At 55.3% G+C, this 18,135-nt stretch carries 18 protein-coding genes; 13 read left to right on the forward strand and 5 right to left on the reverse strand.

What is annotated here, in order from left to right; genetic code table 11:
- Nucleotides 1-112 precede the first annotated feature (112 nt).
- Nucleotides 113-1,102 carry a LysR family transcriptional regulator gene (locus ACIRQ6_RS16195; RefSeq protein ID WP_420861638.1) on the reverse strand — a complete coding sequence of 330 codons (990 nt, stop codon included), beginning with the start codon at nt 1,100-1,102 and terminating at the stop codon, nt 113-115.
- Between the two features lie 92 nt (nt 1,103-1,194).
- Here ACIRQ6_RS16195 and ACIRQ6_RS16200 point away from each other — a divergent pair, with 92 nt between their 5' ends.
- The 11 genes from ACIRQ6_RS16200 (at nt 1,195) to ACIRQ6_RS16250 (ending at nt 11,075) form a co-directional block, all read left to right on the forward strand.
- Nucleotides 1,195-2,412: a hypothetical protein gene (locus ACIRQ6_RS16200; protein ID WP_420861639.1), complete on the forward strand. Its 1,218-nt coding sequence runs from the start codon at nt 1,195-1,197 to the stop codon at nt 2,410-2,412.
- Complete coding sequence (locus tag ACIRQ6_RS16205; RefSeq protein WP_420861640.1) at nt 2,412-3,482, forward strand: Ig-like domain-containing protein; 1,071 nt, start codon at nt 2,412-2,414, stop codon at nt 3,480-3,482. The genes ACIRQ6_RS16200 and ACIRQ6_RS16205 overlap by 1 nt, the downstream gene beginning before the upstream one ends.
- An 18-nt stretch (nt 3,483-3,500) precedes the next feature.
- On the forward strand, nt 3,501-4,496 hold the full coding sequence (locus ACIRQ6_RS16210; protein ID WP_420861641.1) for a glutathione S-transferase family protein: 996 nt from the start codon (nt 3,501-3,503) through the stop codon (nt 4,494-4,496).
- Nucleotides 4,493-6,022, forward strand: coding sequence for a glutamate synthase-related protein (locus tag ACIRQ6_RS16215; protein WP_420861642.1), 1,530 nt, complete (start codon nt 4,493-4,495; stop codon nt 6,020-6,022). Before ACIRQ6_RS16210 ends, ACIRQ6_RS16215 begins: the two co-directional genes overlap by 4 nt.
- A 79-nt stretch (nt 6,023-6,101) precedes the next feature.
- Nucleotides 6,102-6,668: a hemerythrin domain-containing protein gene (locus tag ACIRQ6_RS16220; protein WP_420861643.1), complete on the forward strand. Its 567-nt coding sequence runs from the start codon at nt 6,102-6,104 to the stop codon at nt 6,666-6,668.
- Between the two features lie 364 nt (nt 6,669-7,032).
- Nucleotides 7,033-8,019: a thiamine pyrophosphate-dependent dehydrogenase E1 component subunit alpha gene (locus tag ACIRQ6_RS16225; protein ID WP_420861644.1), complete on the forward strand. Its 987-nt coding sequence runs from the start codon at nt 7,033-7,035 to the stop codon at nt 8,017-8,019.
- Between the two features lie 13 nt (nt 8,020-8,032).
- Nucleotides 8,033-9,052, forward strand: a complete 1,020-nt coding sequence (locus ACIRQ6_RS16230; RefSeq protein ID WP_420861645.1) for an alpha-ketoacid dehydrogenase subunit beta — start codon at nt 8,033-8,035, stop codon at nt 9,050-9,052.
- A gap of 58 nt (nt 9,053-9,110) precedes the next feature.
- The gene (locus ACIRQ6_RS16235) at nt 9,111-9,344 is read left to right on the forward strand and encodes a biotin/lipoyl-containing protein (protein ID WP_420861646.1); all 234 of its coding nucleotides are present in this window, start codon (nt 9,111-9,113) and stop codon (nt 9,342-9,344) included.
- The gene (locus ACIRQ6_RS16240) at nt 9,341-10,021 is read left to right on the forward strand and encodes a 2-oxo acid dehydrogenase subunit E2 (protein WP_420861647.1); all 681 of its coding nucleotides are present in this window, start codon (nt 9,341-9,343) and stop codon (nt 10,019-10,021) included. The genes ACIRQ6_RS16235 and ACIRQ6_RS16240 overlap by 4 nt, the downstream gene beginning before the upstream one ends.
- Nucleotides 10,018-10,683, forward strand: a complete 666-nt coding sequence (locus tag ACIRQ6_RS16245; protein ID WP_420861648.1) for a lipoyl protein ligase domain-containing protein — start codon at nt 10,018-10,020, stop codon at nt 10,681-10,683. Before ACIRQ6_RS16240 ends, ACIRQ6_RS16245 begins: the two co-directional genes overlap by 4 nt.
- 29 nt (nt 10,684-10,712) lie before the next feature.
- Nucleotides 10,713-11,075 carry a putative quinol monooxygenase gene (locus tag ACIRQ6_RS16250; protein ID WP_420861649.1) on the forward strand — a complete coding sequence of 121 codons (363 nt, stop codon included), beginning with the start codon at nt 10,713-10,715 and terminating at the stop codon, nt 11,073-11,075.
- Between the two features lie 26 nt (nt 11,076-11,101).
- Here ACIRQ6_RS16250 and ACIRQ6_RS16255 read toward each other — a convergent pair whose 3' ends face one another.
- The 4 genes from ACIRQ6_RS16255 to ACIRQ6_RS16270 all read right to left on the reverse strand — a co-directional run bounded on the left by ACIRQ6_RS16255 (nt 11,102) and on the right by ACIRQ6_RS16270 (nt 15,307).
- Nucleotides 11,102-12,766, reverse strand: coding sequence for a sigma-54-dependent Fis family transcriptional regulator (locus ACIRQ6_RS16255; protein ID WP_420861650.1), 1,665 nt, complete (start codon nt 12,764-12,766; stop codon nt 11,102-11,104).
- Between the two features lie 296 nt (nt 12,767-13,062).
- Nucleotides 13,063-13,971: a 2OG-Fe(II) oxygenase gene (locus ACIRQ6_RS16260; RefSeq protein ID WP_420861651.1), complete on the reverse strand. Its 909-nt coding sequence runs from the start codon at nt 13,969-13,971 to the stop codon at nt 13,063-13,065.
- A gap of 74 nt (nt 13,972-14,045) precedes the next feature.
- Entirely contained in the window at nt 14,046-14,834 is a 789-nt protein-coding gene (locus ACIRQ6_RS16265) for an SDR family NAD(P)-dependent oxidoreductase (RefSeq protein ID WP_420861652.1), read from the reverse strand.
- A 62-nt stretch (nt 14,835-14,896) separates the two neighbouring features.
- Nucleotides 14,897-15,307, reverse strand: coding sequence for a CmcJ/NvfI family oxidoreductase (locus ACIRQ6_RS16270; protein WP_420861653.1), 411 nt, complete (start codon nt 15,305-15,307; stop codon nt 14,897-14,899).
- Between the two features lie 228 nt (nt 15,308-15,535).
- On the opposite strand from ACIRQ6_RS16270, the gene ACIRQ6_RS16275 reads away from it, so the two are divergent.
- Both ACIRQ6_RS16275 and ACIRQ6_RS16280 read left to right on the forward strand, forming a co-directional pair.
- Nucleotides 15,536-16,447 carry a LysR family transcriptional regulator gene (locus ACIRQ6_RS16275; RefSeq protein WP_420861654.1) on the forward strand — a complete coding sequence of 304 codons (912 nt, stop codon included), beginning with the start codon at nt 15,536-15,538 and terminating at the stop codon, nt 16,445-16,447.
- Between the two features lie 622 nt (nt 16,448-17,069).
- The gene (locus ACIRQ6_RS16280) at nt 17,070-18,053 is read left to right on the forward strand and encodes a hypothetical protein (protein ID WP_420861655.1); all 984 of its coding nucleotides are present in this window, start codon (nt 17,070-17,072) and stop codon (nt 18,051-18,053) included.
- Nucleotides 18,054-18,135 lie beyond the last annotated feature (82 nt).

An 18,135-nucleotide genomic window follows, 5' to 3' on the forward strand; every position in this document is an offset into this window, starting at 1 on the left:
GAAGATGCCAAAAGAGCCCATTTTGACCGATGCTGCAAGATGAATAAATGTCTGCTCTGGCGCCAGAAATCTAATGGTCCGGTCTTCGGGTGACGGCGTGAGCACGCCATTCTCAGCCATTCAATGATACGCAACTCTCACTCAGCGCATCAATCATTGCCCTCATGCGCTTGTTGATCCGACGCTTGCTGCTGTGAACGACGTAAATGCCGTAATCGGCGTGTTTGAGATGCGGCAGAACCGGAACCAATTTACCCTTTTGGACCTCGCTATCGACGACGAAAAGTGGCAACCGAATGATCCCGTCATCATTCAAAGCGGCATCAAGCAGAAACGTCCCATAGTTGGATCTCAAGGCGGGGCGAAACTTCACTGTTCTTCGTTTTCCGTCGTTCTCAAAGGCCCACGTCGCACGGCGTTCGGCGCCGTAGTGTAGGAGTGGGTGTCCGGTAAGCTCCTCGATGTCTTCCGGCAATGGGTGGCTTGCAGCGTACCCTTGGCTAGCAAATAGACCGTGCTGTGTGGTGCCAAGCCGATGGCAGTGTAGCCCCTGCAGTTCCGTTTCTGTGACACGCACTGCGAGGTCATAATTCTCACTATCCAGATCAACGGTCCGGTCATCGAAGTCTATTGTCAGGTCGATGTTGGGATGATCTTGGGCGAATTTGAACAGCGTCGGTTTAAGGTATGCCAGTCCGAACTCACGCGCGACGGTGATTGAGAGTGGTCCTTTGAGTGTATGGCCCACTTGCAAGAAGTCAGCGTCCAACTCATCGACTTCGGCCACCATGTGGCTGGCACGTTGGTAAAGCTCTTGCCCGGCGCTCGTGACCTCCCACACTCGGGGTTGGCGGTCGATCAAGCGGACAGAGTAGCGGTCTTCAAGTTGGGCCAACCTGCGACTTACGGCTGATTTGGCGATGTTCATCTCTTCCGCCGCACGGGCGATCCCGCCGCTGTCCACGACTTTCACGAAAAGGCGGAGGTCTTCGATCTGGCCCATGGTTGAGTTTCCGTTCGCTATCATGTGTGTGCCTTCGGCCGGAAGGTCCTGTTTAATACTACGGGCCAGCCAAAACAGGAAGCTTGTCAGCGTTCTCATTTTGCGGCCCTTGTGGTCACTTTTTTCTGGCTAGAGAGATTTTTGGCACCTCGTAGTTTGCGATCAATCTATTCGCAAACACGGAGATCCTTATGAAACTGACAAAATCCATTTTGACCGCGAGCGCCTTGACGCTGGCCGCAGGCAGTGCAGTTCAAGCACAATCACTGTCTTCGGCAGGCGCGCTAGCTTTTGACAACGCCGATACTCTTTTTGTGGGCGATGCCAAGGCCGGTCTGGTCCATGCCTTTGATCTTGGTGACGCTCTTGCCGATCAATCTAGCTATCAACTCGGTCGCGCCCAGACCTTTGAAGGGCGCACGATCTTCGACAACCTTGATGTGGAGATTGCAGCTATCTTGGGTGTTGAGCCTGAGCAGGTCGTGATCAACGACATGGTCGTCCATAAACCCAGCAAGCAAATTTTCCTGTCTGTGCATCGTGGGCATGGGCCAGACGCCGAAGCCGTCATCGTGTCGGTCAACAATGGTGCGCTTGAACTGGTTGATTTGGCTGCCGCTGATCATTCCTCGATATCTGTCGGGCCTGTGCCAACCTCTGCCACGCTCGAATTCGGGCAGCCACTCAATACGCTGGCAATCACGGACATCGATTACTACCAAGGTGAATTGCTGGTGGCTGGCGTGTCGAACGAGGAGTTCAGTTCCAAGTTGCGGCGGATGCCATTCCCGTTCACCGACGAGATCAGCACATCCTCCATCGAGATTTGGCATGCTGTTCACGCGCAGTACGAGACCCGCGCGCCGATCATCACGCAGACAGTGGCCGAGTTGGACGGTGTCGCGACCTTGATCGCGATCTACGCTTGTACCCCTATCGTGAAGATCCCGTTGTCTGAATTGACGGATGGTGCCGAAGTGAAAGGCACGATGATCGGAGAGATGGGCTTTGGCAACACGCCACTGGACATCGTTCCTTACGTGAATGCATGGGACGGCAGCAGCAATGTTGTGGTGACCAATACCAATCGGTCGGCAGCATCACTGAGCATTGCAGGTCTGACTGCCGCCGAAGCGATGCCAGAGGGCGAAGGTGTCCAGCCGGTATTCTCTGTCGCGGGTGTTGATCAGTTTCCATTGCCGATGAGCGGGACGATGCATCTGGATACCTTGGATGAGAACTACGCCGTGGTGGTGCGCACCAGCCCCGAGGACCCGCGCAACATCCAGCTTCACACCATCCCTCTGCCGTTCTTCTTTGATCGCGCAGACCACGTTGTGGAAATGAACTTTGAGGGCAGCCCTGATCCATTCGGATACAAGGCAGCGCCTCCGCTTGAGTTCAACTAATGCGGGCGGTGAGATATCTGGTGCGGCAGGCTTTGCTTGCCGCACTTATCGCGCTGCCTCTGCCAGCTTTGGCAGAGGTTGATGCACACCTTGATCCGGTGTTGGGCGCTGTCGTAGTGACAGGTCTTGAGGATGCAGAACGCGCGGCGTTGATGGCAAATCCCGATCTGCTGCGCCTGCAAGTCGCGAGTTTGGACAGCACGCGCGGCATGCTAGTTACCCTTCAGGATCAAGGTGCGGTTTTGAGTATTCAGCCGCGTTTCAACCTTAAACCGGGAACGGCCTATGTGCTCGACCTGAATGGTACGACCTTAGAAATCGTGCCCCCTGCGGCAGAGGCCACGGTCCCGCGTTTGGTTGGTTTCGCCCCGTCACAGGCGGTTATTCCGGCCAATACGTTGCGGCTTTACTTACATTTCTCGGAACCAATGGCGCGCGGGCAACTCCGTGACTCTGTGGCCTTGCTTGGCCGGGATGGCACAGCGATACCAAGCCCGTTCCTCAACCTTGAAGCGGAACTTTGGGACCCCAGCCAAACCCGCGCGACGCTGCTGCTTGATCCCGGACGGATCAAGCAAGGCGTTGGACCAAATACGCAAGCAGGCGCACCATTGGTTGCGGGCGAAACCTATCGGCTTGTCGTCTCGGACGCGATGCAAAGTGCGGCAGGTGCCCCGCTTGGGCAAGAGGCCTCAGTCGCCTTTCGGGTCGGAGACGCAGAACGGCGCGCGCTTGCACCTGATGACTGGCAAATCCTTCCACCACCAGCGGGCAGCTACGCACCAGTGACTGTTGCCTTTGACCGGATCATCGACAGCGGAGCCGTTTTGCGGTTGCTCACCGTAGAAGACCCGCATGGGGACCCTGTTCGCGGTCAGATTGAAACCGACGGCGGTGGGTGGAGCTTAATCCCGGATCAGCCGTGGCAGGGGGGAACTTACAAGCTGATCGTCGATCCTGAGCTCGAGGATGTTTCCGGCAATACGATTGGGGCAGCTTTTGACGCAGTGACTGGCACCATCGGGACCAAACCAGAGCCCATCACCCTTACTTTCAACATCACGCAATAGACACGCAGGAGGCACATCATGGGATTGCTGCAGAATGGCCAGTGGGTCGACAAATGGTACGATACGAAGTCAACAGATGGGCGCTATGTGCGCAAGCCGTCCGCCTTTCGCAACTGGGTCACCGCCGATGGCAGGGCAGGACCATCCGGAGTGAGCGGGTTTAAGGCAGAAGCCGGGCGCTATCATCTCTATGTATCGCTGGCCTGTCCTTGGGCGCATCGCACCTTGATCTTCCGGGCGCTGAAGGGCCTTGAAGACATGATTGATGTTTCAATTGTGCATTGGTTCATGGGGCCCGATGGCTGGACCTTTACACCTGGCGATGGATCAACGCCGGACCCGATTAACAATGCAGCGTTCCTGCATCAAGTCTACACAGCAGCAAAACCTGACTTCACGGGGCGGGTGACCGTGCCGGTCCTGTGGGACAAACAACAACGCACAATCGTCTCCAATGAGTCCGCTGATATTATCCGCATGTTCAATACAGCCTTCGACGATGTTGGCGCGGCCCCTGGAGACTATTACCCAGAAGCCGAAAGTCCAGAGATCGACGCTCTCAACACGCGCATTTATAACACGGTCAACAACGGGGTCTACAAGGCAGGTTTTGCAACGACACAAGCGGCCTATGAAGACGCGTTTGATCCCCTGTTTGAAACGCTCGATTGGTTAGAAGACCGCTTGTCAGAACGTCGGTATCTGATGGGGGATCACCTGACCGAGGCGGACTGGCGTTTGTTCACGACGCTGCTGCGGTTTGATCCGGTTTATGTAGGGCACTTCAAATGTAACCTCCGTCGTATTGCCGATTATCCTAATCTCTCGGGATATGTCCGCGATCTGTACCAACACCCGGGCGTCGCCGCGACCGTCGACATCGCCTACATCAAAAACCATTACTACGGCAGCCATGACACGGTGAACCCAACCCGCGTTGTCCCAAAAGGGCCGGTTGTCGACTATGCCGCCCCGCACAACCGCGCGGCATTCAATAAGGAAGCTTCACTATGACCCAATCTGTTCCCATCATCGCCGCCAAGACCCCGGCAAAAGTCGATCTGGAGGTGGGCAAAGACTATTTCTGGTGCCGCTGCGGACGATCAAAAAGCCAACCGTTTTGCGACGGATCCCACGCCGGGACCGGGATTGAGCCGCTGAAATTTACGGCCGACAAGGATGGTGCAGCAGCCTTGTGCCAATGTAAATCCAGTGCCAACGCGCCGTTTTGCGATGGATCGCATACCCGCCTTGGCGAGGCCGCAGTAGGGGATGCTGCCCCTGCGCCGAAGTCCGATATCCCACAGGCGACGCCAACCCCCGAAGAACCCACCGTGGCGCGCATCCATGCGCTGGCGAAAGACGGGCTGTCCAAGCTGGGCCACCATGGCGAAATGGGCGCTATGGGCGTGCCGCGCAAGGACCTGCCGCATTGGGACGACATCCAAATTTTGCCTGCGCAGATGGCGCGCAAACCACTTCTGGACGACGCGCCAGTGGCGACATCAGTCATCATCGGTCCGCGCGCAGCCAAGCCTTTGCAGCTCGATATCCCACTGTTTGTCTCGGACATGAGCTATGGTGCGCTGTCTGAAGAGGCCAAAACTGCATTGTCCCGTGGGGCGCAGATGGCTGGGACTGGCATTTGCTCAGGCGAAGGCGGGATGCTGCCCGAAGAGCAGGCCGAGAACAGCCGCTATTTCTACGAGCTTGCCTCTGCTGGCTTTGGGTGGTCGCTCGATCACGTCGAAAAGGTTCAGGCCTTTCACTTCAAGGGCGGCCAAGGGGCGAAAACCGGCACTGGTGGGCATTTGCCCGGCGATAAGGTGCAAGGTAAAATCGCAGAGGTGCGCGGGCTGAAGCCGGGGCAATCTGCAATCTCGCCTTCGACCTTTCCGGACCTGCACACGCCGGAGGACTTCAAACGCATCGCGGATCAAGTGCGCGAGCGCTCCGGCGACATTCCAATCGGGTTCAAACTGTCCGCGAACCACATTGAGGATGACATCGACTTCGCGTTGGAGGCCAGCGCGGACTACATCATTCTGGATGGACGCGGCGGGGGCACAGGGGCGGCCCCGCTGATATTCCGTGACCATATCTCGGTCCCGACGATCCCTGCCTTGGCGCGCGCACGCAAGCATTTGGATGCGCGTGCGGGACGCGAGGTGACGTTGGTGATCACCGGCGGGCTACGCGTTGCCGAAGACTTCGCCAAGGCGATGGCCCTCGGTGCAGATGCAGTCGCTGTCAGCAACTCCGCCATGCAAGCCGTCGGCTGTATCGCGGCGCGGATGTGCAATTCCAACAACTGCCCTGTCGGCGTGGCCACGCAGAAGCCAGAACTGCGCAGGCGGCTGGATGTGCAGCTCGGCGCGGAACGTTTGTCGCGTTATTTTGGGGCAAGTGTCGAACTGATGCAGGTTCTGGCACGCGCCTGCGGTCACGACAGCCTGTCGGACTTCACGATGCGCGACATTACATCGTGGAAGCGCGAGGTCGCAGACTTGAGCGGTATTCGCTTTGCAGGCGTGTCCTAGACGCATACCCGACCTGTCAAAGTCCCATCTGGTGCAGGCCGCGCGGCACCCCCAGATGGGATGGGAAAGGAGAAATCAAATGCTTGATACATATACCATCCGCCAAGACGAGATGCCCCAAGAGATGCGGTTTCTCTTGGATCAGTACCCGCGCGACGGGTGGGACGCGCATCCCGGTTTCAAAGAGAAAACCCGCCACTGGCTTGGCGCGCATCAGATGTTCCGCCGGGTCTCTGAGCGGGTCAGGTTGGACGCTGAAGCGCTGTTGAACAAGGATATGGCGCTTGATGATTATGCCGGGCGGCTATCCTACTATGGTGGTAATCTGGTGGGGAACTTGCACGGCCATCATGGCTGGGAAGATCACAGTTACTTTCCAGAATTATCCGCCGCCGACCCGCGTTTCGATGCAGGGTTGGAGGTGTTGGAAAAGGACCATGCCGATCTGGATCGCGTGCTGGATGACTTCACCCGGCAGGCCAACCGCGTGATCAAACTGGCGCACCTGGACGAGACGCAAGCACGTGAAGAGGTGGCTGGCGTGCATCAGACCAGCGCGGTGATCGAAGCCTTTCTGAAACGCCATCTTGGGGACGAGGAAGAACTGGCGGTGCCAATCATCTTGCATCATCGCCTTAGGGGATGAAGGTTCGCATACGACCAAAGATATCGCGACCCAAGAAGATCAATCCAAGGCAAAAGAACGCCGCGCGCGAGGAGAATTCGTGCGCGGCGTTAGCGGCTTTCGCAACGCGATTGGCGACCCAGACTTCTCACCAGAGCCGGGGCGCTATCACCTGTTTGCGGCCCGTTTTTAACATCAGTCCCAGGCCACCACGATCCAAGCCATGGTCTCACTAGGCTAACAACTGTCTCAAACTGTCTCATGTTGAGACAGTTATTGGCCGCGTTGTTCGATTTTGAGATCAATTCTTGCCACCGAGGAACGTGCCATCGCAGCGTTTCTTTGTTGGATCAGCAAAAAAGCTGGCAGCAAGGGAGGAACACACATGACACCAACACGCGATGAGCAACATTGGATGTATCGCAACATGGTCACGAGCCGGAAGCTCGAAGAGACCATCGCGGGCATCTACTTCGAGGGCAAAACGCCTGTATTCAGCATGGCAGACGGCCCTATCCCGGGCGAGATGCATCTTAGCGACGGGCAAGAACCCGTGGCCGTAGGTGTCTGCGCGCACTTAAACGCAGAGGATGTCGTAACTGCCACGCACCGTCCGCACCACCAGGCAATCGCCAAGGGCGTTGATCTGGATAAGATGGTAGCTGAGATTTTCGGCAAGTCTACTGGGCTATCCGGCGGGCGCGGCGGGCATATGCATCTGTTTGATGCGGATGTGAATTTTGCTTGCTCAGGGATTATCGCTCAGGGCATGGGGCCTGCCGTTGGCGCTGCGCTCAGCCGTCAGATGCAAAAGAAACCCGGCGTTGCCGTAGCTTTTGTCGGTGAAGGGGCCGTAAACCAAGGTGGTTGGCACGAGGCGATGAACCTCGCTGCCACATGGAAACTGCCATTTGTTTGTGTGATTGAAGACAACGATTGGGGCATTTCTGTTTCTAAAGAGGACTCCACTGCCATTGCTAACAACGCTGACCGGGCTGCCGCCTATGGCATTCCGGGTGTCCGCGTTGCCGACAATGACCCCTACGCCATCTATGAAGCCGCGGGCGAAGCGATTGCACGTGCACGCGCTGGCGATGGTCCTTCATTGATAGAGATCGAAACCTACCGACTTGCGGGACACTTCATGGGTGACGCCGAAGGCTACCGGCCAGAGGGCGAGAAGGATGCGCTGTTCGAAAAGGACCCGATCCCGAAGATGCGCGCCAAGATGTTGGCTGACGGCATTGCCTCGGAAGCCGAACTGGATGCCATTGAAGCTGAAAGCGCGGCCCGCGTTGAAGCTGCTATCAAATTTGCCCGCGAAAGTGCGGATCCAGCGCCAGAAGATGCTCTGACATCTGTGTTTGCGTAAGGGAGGGGATAACATGAACGTACCTAACGAGAGAAAACTCACCATTGCCCGCGCCATGGCAGAGGCTGTGCAGCAGGAAATGCAAATCGACCCGTCTGTCTTTGTGATGGGCGAAGACATCGGCGCTTTGGGTGGCGTCTACGGCAATACCCGTGGCCTACTTGAAGAATTCGGAAAAGAGCGCATACGCGATACGCCGATCTCTGAGACGGCCTTTATTGGTGCGGCAGTCGGGGCGGCCCAAGACGGGATGCGTCCGGTCGTTGAGCTCATGTTCGTCGACTTTTTCGGAGTTTGCTTTGACGCGATCTACAACCTGATGGCCAAGAATACTTACTTCTCTGGTGGCAACGTCAAGGTGCCGATGGTGCTGATGACTTCCACTGGCGGTGGCTATTCTGATGCTGGACAGCACTCTCAATGCCTTTACGGCACCTTTGCACATCTGCCCGGCATGAAAGTGGTTTGCCCATCCAATGCTTATGACGCCAAAGGTTTGATGACGGCTGCGATGCGCGATGATAGCCCGGTCGTATATATGTATCACAAAAGCCTGCAAGGCATGGGCTGGTTGGCCACGGAACCGGGTGCCACCGTGCACACGCCAGAGGAAAGCTACACCGTTGAGATCGGTAAAGCCAATGTGGTGCGAAAAGGCGAGGATGTCACAATCGTTAGCCTCGGGATGGGAGTGCACAACGCGCTTAAGGCCGCAACGCAACTCGAAGCTGATGGGGTTAGTGCGGAAGTTATCGATCTGGTCAGTCTTGTGCCCTTGGACCGCGATACCATCCGTGCATCGGTCGCTAAAACGGGCCGTCTGATCGTCGTGGACGAAGACTACATGTCCTATGGCGTCTCCGGAGAGATCATCGCGTCTGTTACAGAGCATGACATCTCGGTTCTCAAGGCTGCACCAAAGCGCGTCGCTTACCCGGATGTGCCGATCCCTTACGCGCGCGTGATGGAGCAGTTCTGCTTACCAAATCCGGACAAGATCGTTGCGGCTTTTCAGGGCATGAACGCCGCCTAAGCTGGCTTCGGGGCCGTGCGAACTGCGCGGCCCCATTCTCTCTCAACAGGACATAGAAATGGCAACAGATATCATCATCCCCACTGACCTCTGGGAGGAAGACGAAGAAGCAGTGATCACCACGTGGCTGGTAAGCGATGGGGGAACTGTAACGGAAGGCGCACTGATCGCGGAAATTATGACCGCGAAAGTGCAGTATGAGATCAACGCACCTGCGAGTGGCACCATCAGCATCAAAGAAGAAGCGGATGCAGTTGTGCCCAAAGGCGGCGTTATCGGGACCATCACGTGACGGAGGGCATCCGCACAGTTCCTTTGAAGGGCGTGCGCGGCATGATCGCCGATGCGATGGTCAAAAGCCTTGCGACGGCGGCCCAACTTACACATCACGCAAGCGCGGATGCGACGGCCTTAATGGCTGAAAAAACACGTCTCGCAGAGGCTGGCACCAAGGTTTCGGTCGAGGATCTGCTGATGTTGTCAGTTGTGCGCGCCCTGGAAAAGCATCCAGACGCGAATGGAAAGGTCGACGACCGCGAAGTCCATTTGCATGAGGCTATCGATCTGTCCGTCGCCATCGCCTTGCCAGGCAACCTTCTGGTCGCGCCTGCCATTTTTGGTGCGGGCAAGATGGATGTGGTAGAACTGCGCACTGCACGCCAAGACCTTGCTGCACGTGCCAAGATAAACAAGCTGACGGTCACTGAGATGACAGGTGGAACCTTTACGGTGTCAAACCTCGGCCTGACCCGGGTGGAGCATTTCACTCCGATCCTGAACTCTGGCCAGATTTGCATTTTGGGTATTGGTCGGATGGCCGACAAGCCTGTAAGGGCTTCGGACGGTGGGATCGATTTGCACCCTTTTGTTGGCCTTTCGCTGACTTTTGACCATCGGGCCCTTGATGGCGCACCAGCGGGCGATTTGCTGACCGCGATCTGCGATGAGATTGAAGGGATGGCGGGGTGAGAACCGTTGTCCAGACTGTCGCAAGTGCGGCGGATGGCCTTGCCTTCGAGCAAGATCTGTTCATGTCCGCTGGCCCGAAGGTTGGTGTATGGCGCGCACGTGAACATAGCCTTGTTTGCCCACGCGCCTACGTGAAACATGCAGAGTTTGAAAGTGGCCGTCAGCAGTCACATGCGGCAGGTTGGCCAGTTTTTCTGCGCACCACTGGTGGCGGCACTGTCCCGCAGGGCCCTGGCATCGATAATCTGATACTCGCCTTTGATGCACCTCGTGGAAGTACAATCGACGAAAGCTATCGCCTGCTGACTCGCGTTCTAAAACGTGGGCTTAGCGCAGAACTGGATATAGGCGAAACGCCAGGCAGCTTTTGCGACGGGGCCTGGAACCTATCTTTCAAGGGTCAAAAACTGATCGGAACAGCACAACGCTGGCGTCCGAAGCGAGGCCAGCCCGCCCGCGTGTTGGCCCATGCGGTGATCCTGACGACGGATACCTTCTATAAGGGCGCACGCGCGGTCGCCGCGTTACACGAGACCCTAAAACTAATGCCGATCAAATCCGACGCGCACACTAGCCTGGAAGCAGCCATTGGCGTGTCAGAGCTTCCAACAACGGCGCTCTTTGCAGCAGCAAAGGAGGAATTTGCGGCGCAATTCGCTTAACCGGACAAAAACCAAATAGGGAGGAAACAATGTCCAACGAAACCATCCACATCCATCTTGAGGTAAAAGTCCCGGAGGCAAATCGAGCCGGGTTTAACACGCTGATGAACGACCTCGTCGAAAACACCAATAAGGAATCCGGTACGCTGGTCTATGAATGGTATGAAGTCGGTGATACCGGCACGTGGCACATTCTTGAACGCTATGCCGACGCCGAAAACGGCGACCTTCATGTCAAAGGCTTTGCCGAAGGCTACGCAGGTAGGTTCTTTGAACTCGTGGATAGCTGTACAGGCATCGTTTCCGACAATGCGACACCGTACATCAAAGGCGTGCTGGAGGGTATCTCACCGCTCTACATCGCACAAAAAGGCGGCTTTAACCGCTTCTAAGCTGTGATCACGCGCTGCGTAACAGATCACGCGGGGCGGGTGATCCCAAGCACCTTCATTTTACGGTGAATGGTTGCGCGTCCCATCCCCAATGTCCGCGCCGCTTTGGAGACATTCCATCGCGCGCCTTGTAAGGCGTCACGGATCACTTGTTCTTCGCCGAGCGGTATTTTTAGAAGATCAATGCTCTTCAAGCGCGCGACAGGTTGGGTTACCAGCGCAAGTTCAAGGTTCGTTATGCGCTCCCCGTCGCCATGCATCAGTGCCTGCCTCAGTACATTGCGCATTTCACGTACGTTGCCGGGCCAGTCATGCGCTCGTATGACCTGTTCCGCTTCAGGCGCTAATTCAACGTCTCTACCAGCCATCATTTTCAGAATAGCTTTGGCCAGAACCAGCGGTTTTTCACGGGCGCGCAGCGGTGGCAGCACCGTTGATGCGCCTGTTAGCATGTAGAATAAGTCATCACGGAACGCGCCCAACTGAACCTTTTGTAGCAGCGGTTGCCGCGTTGTCGCAATAATCTGCGGAAAGCACCCACTCGGATTATCGGCCAACTCCATTTCATTCAACACGCCTCGTAAGGCGGTTTGTGCGAAATCCGGTAGGTCGTCCAAGTTATCAAAAACCAAGGCGGACCGTTGAGAAGGAATACCATCCATGTCACCCGCGATCCGTGTTTGTTGCATCAACGACCTGATATAAGTCCGGTCGTCGTCTGTGTCTTCTAATGCCCCGCAATCAATGTTCACTGTTTGCGGTGCATCACCAATCAACGCTGCTATCAAGGCCGATTTGCCGGTGCCGGTCTCGCCCTCAATGATTAAAGGCAGACCGTATTTGAGGTTCGTCTGAAGCCGGTCGCAAATCGCGGACATTGTAAGACTACCTACGCCTAGATCCTTCAAAGTGGGTTGACAGGCACCGAGGGTCGGCAATTGGTGCTTTGAGCGCCAACCGGGGATTATCGCCGCCCTTTCCACCGGTGTCCGCACCCAGAGATCCAGCAGAGGCCCGCTATCGCGGCGGACCGACATGACACGACCGGACACCCGATCAAGGCTTTCAAGGTCCGTACCGAACACTTCATCTACCCGACACCCGGTCAGTTCACTGTGGGATCCAATTGCTGATACGTCATGTGCCGCCGCAGTTGCGCCCAAAATCAAACCGTCTTCATCAACCGCGACCAACTCTGCTCCTTTCAAAAGCTCGCGTCGTCCGGGCACAGCGACAGAAACAATGGCTTTGTCCTTGAACGCCTGCTCGAAAAGCATGTGCTGCAACCGATGGGCCGCCGCACTTAGAAGCTCGCTCGTAAAGAGGCTGTCAGATGGATTGGTACGGTCGATGGAGGAGATATTGGCTATCCCAATCACTGCATTGGACGCATCTCTTAGTGGGATAGCGTTACAGGCAAAGGGCTGAAGTTCTGAGTAATAATGGTCCTTGCCACGCACTGTGAATGCACGCCCTTCATTCAGTGCCATTGACACTCCATTCGTACCAGCGATGCGTTCATCCCAAACCGACCCCAATGCGATACCGTTCCAAGTCTTGTCCGCGCCTTTGCTTTCGAGCCGAACAAGGATGCCGTCGTTATCAGTGATCACCAAGCAATGGCCTGCGTCCGATGCAAGTCTTGCTAGTTTGCGAAAGATCCCATGCCGACCACCCGTCCGTTCAATCATTTCCTCGAGTCGTGGGGCGACTTCAGACGATTGCAATCGCAAGATTGGTTGGGCCGCGTTACGCTTAAGTTTGTAGTCGCGCTCGCACCTTTCCCAAGACGCTGAAATTGCCTCGTGCAGTCTAGAATTTATCTGTAGATCGGTCATCAAAGTCCCCTCCCAAAGACCTCGCGTCGCGATTTGTTTCGCCATGTTATCAGAGACAGTGTTCGGAGTCTCGATTCCTTGGGTGTGATGCCCTCACGCGGGTAAATCAGGGCAAGCTTTCCTGCCCTGATGTCTCGTCGGATATCGGATTAAAACGGCGCGAAGCCGTCACTTGGTACGTTTGGAATGCTCCAGCGTTCTTTTGGGTCGATCACTGGATGCGGGCTGCCAGGTGCAGGCACTTGCCCATGGTTGCCGTAAAGCCAAAGCACGAAATTTGATCGTTCGCCTGCGGTGATGGGCATGGATTCATGCGGTACGCTTCCGTGGTGAATGAGGGCTGTACCAGGTGCAAATGTCAGCTCTTCGATCTTGCGGGTCGCATGATCAAAGAAGCGCACCCCAGAGCCGGAGAACTCTTCGCCCGGCAAATTCAGGTTCAGGTTCAACGTCACGGATGAGGCGTCGGTATGCGCGCGCAAGGATGTGTCTGCGTCCGCCTGCCACTGTATTGAGAACCCAAAAGTCTGCGTGTCGTATCCCATGACGTCTGGGAAAAGCAGCCGAGAAATGGGTCGCATGTAAGCATCCATCAGATTGCGATAGAAGGTCTGAAAGTTGGGTGCTGCTAAATATCCTTGTGACCGCGGATCCAGCATCGCCCCGCCTCGGTTCAATGAAATGCCATAGGGCGGACGTACTGGAATCTCCGCATCGGCCGCAGCCGCCATATAATCGCGCAGGACAATCAATTTTTCAGGATCAAAGAACTGGGTTTCATAGACGCCGGGAAAAACCTCTTTCCACTGGTTCTTTACCGCGCCTTCTTTCGTCGGATCGGCCCATGCTTGCGCAACTGCGGTGCGCAGTTTGGCATCAAAAAGGCTTTCGTCCAGAACAGACGCGCGGTCTGTGTCGGTTTCCCATTCGGCCCATGCCGCCTCAAACAGTCGCGTGTTCTGGTCCCAAAAATGCTGAACGGAAGGGGCGCGTTGTAGTTGCGCTTCGCGGGTTGGGCGCTCAATTGTGCGGGCGCGCTCAAGAGATTGGAGTGTCATAACGTTTGTTCCTTAGATCGTGATTATCGAAAGGCGCATTCAATGCCGCCTCAAAAATCTGGGTGCCCTGTGGACTAGCTGAGGGCAGCGCAGACTGTGTTAATGGCTTGCATGACATCGCCACTGTGACCTGCATCCAAGGCCGCACCATGAGGTTTAGCGAACTGGCCGATGTCGTTGTCAAAGTATTTGCCGCTGGCGTCTGCAAAGGAGCTGTCCAATGCCGCTTTGCGCAGAATCGACGCGCCGATTTGCAGATCATTGCCCGCAACGCCAAAGCCCTCTTTGACCATCTTGGAGGCAAGCAGCGATCCGGGGTTTACAGCCACAACGATTGGTCCATCTGGGAGGTCTTTCGCCAATTCGCGCGACCAGATTGTGATGGCAAGCTTGCTTTGCGCATAGGCGGTCATATCGTCCACTGTGCGCTGACCGTGAAGTGCCTCAAGATCGACAGGGGCCTGCGCTGCCGATGATAGGTTCACGATCCGCCCATCTTTTGGAATGATTGGCAAAAGATCACGGGTCAGCACGTAGGGCGCGAATGTATTCACCATGAAGCGGGCGTCATACCCATCCGCTGTCAGCGGATCAGAGAGTTTCAAAACACCAGCGTTGTTCATGATGATATCAAGTTGGTCGTGCGATTTACGAATGTCGGCTGCCATCGCACGCACATCAGCCATGCGCGTTAGATCGGCGAAGTAGGTTTCGGTGGTGCCGCCGACTTGCTTCTTTGCTGCTTCAAGTTTTTCGGCACTGCGTCCATGCAGCAAGACCGTGTGCCCTTCTGCAGCGAGGTTCTGAGCGGTCAAAAGCCCAATGCCATCGGTCGCACCGGTTATCAAAATTGTCTTTTTCATCAGTTCTTCTTTCTATTTGCGCGACGAACAAGGGTGGTTCTCTCCCTGTCGCGGAAGCTGTTTCAGTAGCGGACCAAAGTCCGGCTCTCGATGCTCTTACGGATGGTTGAAATGTTGGGGTCTTCGACCATGTCGAGAGCGCTATGGCCAATCGACGCGCGCCCGCGATTGTCGAATATGTTAAAGTAGGCAACGTCATGCGGCGTCATTTTGGACATGTAGACCCATTCATGATCCGGGTTTGCGGCCAAGCCTAGGATTTGGCCCTTGCGGTCTGGGTAGATCAAATCAAGCAAAATCCAATCGTCTTCCGCCACACTCGAAGGTAGAATGAATCCCAAGGGTGCTGAGTTGATCACATCGCCCACTGGTCGCCAAACATTAATGAAGGCGTAATGTCCGTTGCTCCATTCTGTCGCCTGTTCGGGACCAAGAATATCGATCAACCGTTGTTTCGCACCATCGACGCTCATCAAAGACCGAGACTTCGGTAGGCGCGAGTTCAGGCGAGATCAGGTTCCCAATGATCCCTCCGGCATCAATCTCAAACGCCTGACGCTCGGGTTTGTGCACATGATAGTTGACTGTCGCTGTCATGCTCATCGGATACTCCTGTGTTCTTCTTAAACTCAGAAATATCATCCTCGATAGATATATAAAGGGCCTTGATGGGAATTCAGTATTCCGAAATAAGATATAATATGGATACGCAAAGCCTTCGCCTTTTTGTACTTGCCTGCGAAACGTTGAACATCAGCGCGGCGGGCCGCACGCTTGGCATGGCGCCAGCTGTGGCCAGCACGCGCATTGCCAAGTTGGAACAGCTGGTGGGGGCAGAGCTTTTGCACCGCTCAACCCGTAAGGTGTCAGTGTCACTTGAGGGGCAGGACTTTTTGCCTTACGCGCGTGAGATGATCGCCCAAGAAGAGACCGCACTTGCTGCCATGGGCGCAGGTCGGGCCCAAATCAAAGGAACGTTGCGCTTTGCGGCACCAAGCACGTTTGCACAACTATATATCGCTCCAATCCTGCCCGCGTTAATGGATCTCTATCCTGACCTGACCCTCGATCTGCATCTTTCTGATGCTCAGTTTGACCTTATCGAGGGAAGCTATGATCTCGCTTTGCGCAATTCGGTCCTTGAGGACAGCACACTCACCGCCCGAAAGCTGGCGGACGACCAACGCGTCATATGTGCTTCGCCCCATTATCTGGAGCGCTACGGCACACCGATAAGCCCAGCCGATCTGGATCAGCACCGGCTTATCGGTTTTCGCAATATGGAGGCAAAAGTACTTACGACATCAAACGGGAGCACAGCTCTTTTTGATCCCAAAAGTGGGACACAGACACTGGTTGTTAATGATGGGGCAACCCAAAGGCGTGTAACCCGCGAAGGGGCTGGTATTTCGGTTAATTCGGCATGGTTGGTTCATAGCGATCTTGCAGACGGTTCCTTGATTAGACTGCTGCCTGACTACGAGTTCGTCAACAAACCATCGCTTTGGCTGATCTATCCTAAAAGCAACGTAGTATCCGCTAAAGTTCGGGTATTCATAGACTATTTGATCGACCATGTTGGCCGTTCGAAAAATTGGAAGATGTCCAGCTAGAGGGTAGTCTAAAGAATCTTTCGCGACGGCCAAACCAAAACAACTTGTTCAGCGCAAAAGAAATCAGAATTCATTTTGCAGTTGAACCTTGCGTTTGATGCATCGCGGCGGATCGAACTTCGCTTTGCACTTTGTGCCAATTCAGCAATGCGGACTTTGGCGCAACCGCAGCGAATTTGTGCTTTGTCCGCACCTTATCAGTTCGTACACCGCGCAGCGAACGGCGTTGTTTCCCGAACCGGTCACTCAGGACCAGCGCAGCGAAGGTTTCAAGAGAGCCCAAAACAACCGATGCTGCAAGTCGCACGAAAGTCGGCTTTGTTTGGTGTCATTTTGCAAGATCAAGGCTTCTAAACAGGGCTCACGCCTATTCGGCTTCCTCTCTTTTGGAAGCGCTGCCGTAAAACGCTGGTTTCCTCTTGCCCGTCGCATCGAAAACTTTACGGTCACAGTATGGGATCAAAGAGCCTTCAATCGATGCAATCATCCGCCAAGAACGCAACCATGCGTTTGTTGGCCGTTCGGTCAAGGCGTCCGGGTCGCATTCCTTTTTCCAGAATGCGTGCGGGTCCAGGTCACAAGTAACCCGACCCACCACATCAAGCATTCAAAAGGAAGTATCATGTCATCACATGACCGTTCACTCTATCTGCGGTACGCAGAGGCACTCAAGCATCCAAACAATTTTTCTGGCGCAGTTGCCGCATTCTTTGCTGCAGACGCCAACATCAACGTTGTCCACCCGTTCAATGAACTGCAAGGGGCAGACACGTACCTCGAAAAATTCCTGCGTCCCTTACAACACTCGTTCGAGGGGCTTTACAGGCGCGACGACATTTTCATGGCTGGCCAATTTGATGGGCAAGATTGGATCAGTTCCACGGGCTACTACGTAGGGCGCTTTGCGCAAGACTGGATCGGCCTCAAGGCAACCGGCACGCTCAGCTATCTGCGTTATGGTGAATTTCACCGTATTGAGAACGGAAAAGCGGTCGAAAGCTATATCTACCTCGACATCCCGGAATTGATGATCGCCTGCAATCAATGGCCGCTGCCCATTGGGCCGGGTCTGTCGCGCGGCTATACTGGGTTGATCCAAGGACCGGCGAGCAAAGACGGCGTCATCACGAATGAACCCGATCCAGCCGAGGGCCAACGCAGTTATCAGATCGTGACGGATATGCTCACAGAACTTGCAACCAAGGACGAAGCATGGCGACCTTATTGGCACGACAATATGATGTGGTACGGTCCGGGCGCCTTTGGAAGTTTTGTAGGCATTGAGGAATTTGCATCGTTTCAGGTTCCATTCGAGTCCCAATTTGACGGATGGTCAGGCGGGTCCAAGGGCAATGGGATGACCAAGCACTTCACAAGATATGGTGACGGAAATTATACGTGCTCGGGCGGTTGGCCATCCCTAACCGGTGTCAACGTGAAGCCATTCCTAGGGCAAGGCCCCACGAAAGAGCGGGTATTCATGCGTGTCTGTGACTGGTGGCGGCGGGAAAACGAGCTGCTTGTCGAGAACTGGGTGTTTGTTGATGTCCCGCATGTTTTGCTGCAGCTGGGATATGATCCGTTACCACACTGGCAAGGTTCCTAGGATGAGTACCACTGGACTACTTTGCTGACTTTTGAGGGAATGCTTTCGTATTAAACATCAGAATGTCTGCAGTCATTGCGGA

Origin of the sequence: Algirhabdus cladophorae, assembly GCF_044772865.1 — a bacterium.
Classification (GTDB): Bacteria; Pseudomonadota; Alphaproteobacteria; order Rhodobacterales; family Rhodobacteraceae; genus Algirhabdus; species Algirhabdus cladophorae.

Excerpts from the sequence above, each read along its gene's own strand:
- ACIRQ6_RS16250 (WP_420861649.1), top strand. The coding sequence starts at position 10,713 with ATGTCCAACGAAACCATCCACATCCATCTTGAGGTAAAAGTCCCGGAG.
- ACIRQ6_RS16230 (WP_420861645.1), top strand. The coding sequence starts at position 8,033 with ATGAACGTACCTAACGAGAGAAAACTCACCATTGCCCGCGCCATGGCA.
- ACIRQ6_RS16215 (WP_420861642.1), top strand. The coding sequence starts at position 4,493 with ATGACCCAATCTGTTCCCATCATCGCCGCCAAGACCCCGGCAAAAGTC.
- ACIRQ6_RS16270 (WP_420861653.1), bottom strand. The coding sequence starts at position 15,307 with ATGAGCGTCGATGGTGCGAAACAACGGTTGATCGATATTCTTGGTCCC.
- ACIRQ6_RS16255 (WP_420861650.1), bottom strand. The coding sequence starts at position 12,766 with ATGATTGAACGGACGGGTGGTCGGCATGGGATCTTTCGCAAACTAGCA.
- ACIRQ6_RS16210 (WP_420861641.1), top strand. The coding sequence starts at position 3,501 with ATGGGATTGCTGCAGAATGGCCAGTGGGTCGACAAATGGTACGATACG.
- ACIRQ6_RS16205 (WP_420861640.1), top strand. The coding sequence starts at position 2,412 with ATGCGGGCGGTGAGATATCTGGTGCGGCAGGCTTTGCTTGCCGCACTT.
- ACIRQ6_RS16220 (WP_420861643.1), top strand. The coding sequence starts at position 6,102 with ATGCTTGATACATATACCATCCGCCAAGACGAGATGCCCCAAGAGATG.
- ACIRQ6_RS16275 (WP_420861654.1), top strand. The coding sequence starts at position 15,536 with ATGGATACGCAAAGCCTTCGCCTTTTTGTACTTGCCTGCGAAACGTTG.
- ACIRQ6_RS16280 (WP_420861655.1), top strand. The coding sequence starts at position 17,070 with ATGTCATCACATGACCGTTCACTCTATCTGCGGTACGCAGAGGCACTC.
- ACIRQ6_RS16260 (WP_420861651.1), bottom strand. The coding sequence starts at position 13,971 with ATGACACTCCAATCTCTTGAGCGCGCCCGCACAATTGAGCGCCCAACC.
- ACIRQ6_RS16265 (WP_420861652.1), bottom strand. The coding sequence starts at position 14,834 with ATGAAAAAGACAATTTTGATAACCGGTGCGACCGATGGCATTGGGCTT.
- ACIRQ6_RS16235 (WP_420861646.1), top strand. The coding sequence starts at position 9,111 with ATGGCAACAGATATCATCATCCCCACTGACCTCTGGGAGGAAGACGAA.
- ACIRQ6_RS16225 (WP_420861644.1), top strand. The coding sequence starts at position 7,033 with ATGACACCAACACGCGATGAGCAACATTGGATGTATCGCAACATGGTC.
- ACIRQ6_RS16200 (WP_420861639.1), top strand. The coding sequence starts at position 1,195 with ATGAAACTGACAAAATCCATTTTGACCGCGAGCGCCTTGACGCTGGCC.
- ACIRQ6_RS16195 (WP_420861638.1), bottom strand. The coding sequence starts at position 1,102 with ATGAGAACGCTGACAAGCTTCCTGTTTTGGCTGGCCCGTAGTATTAAA.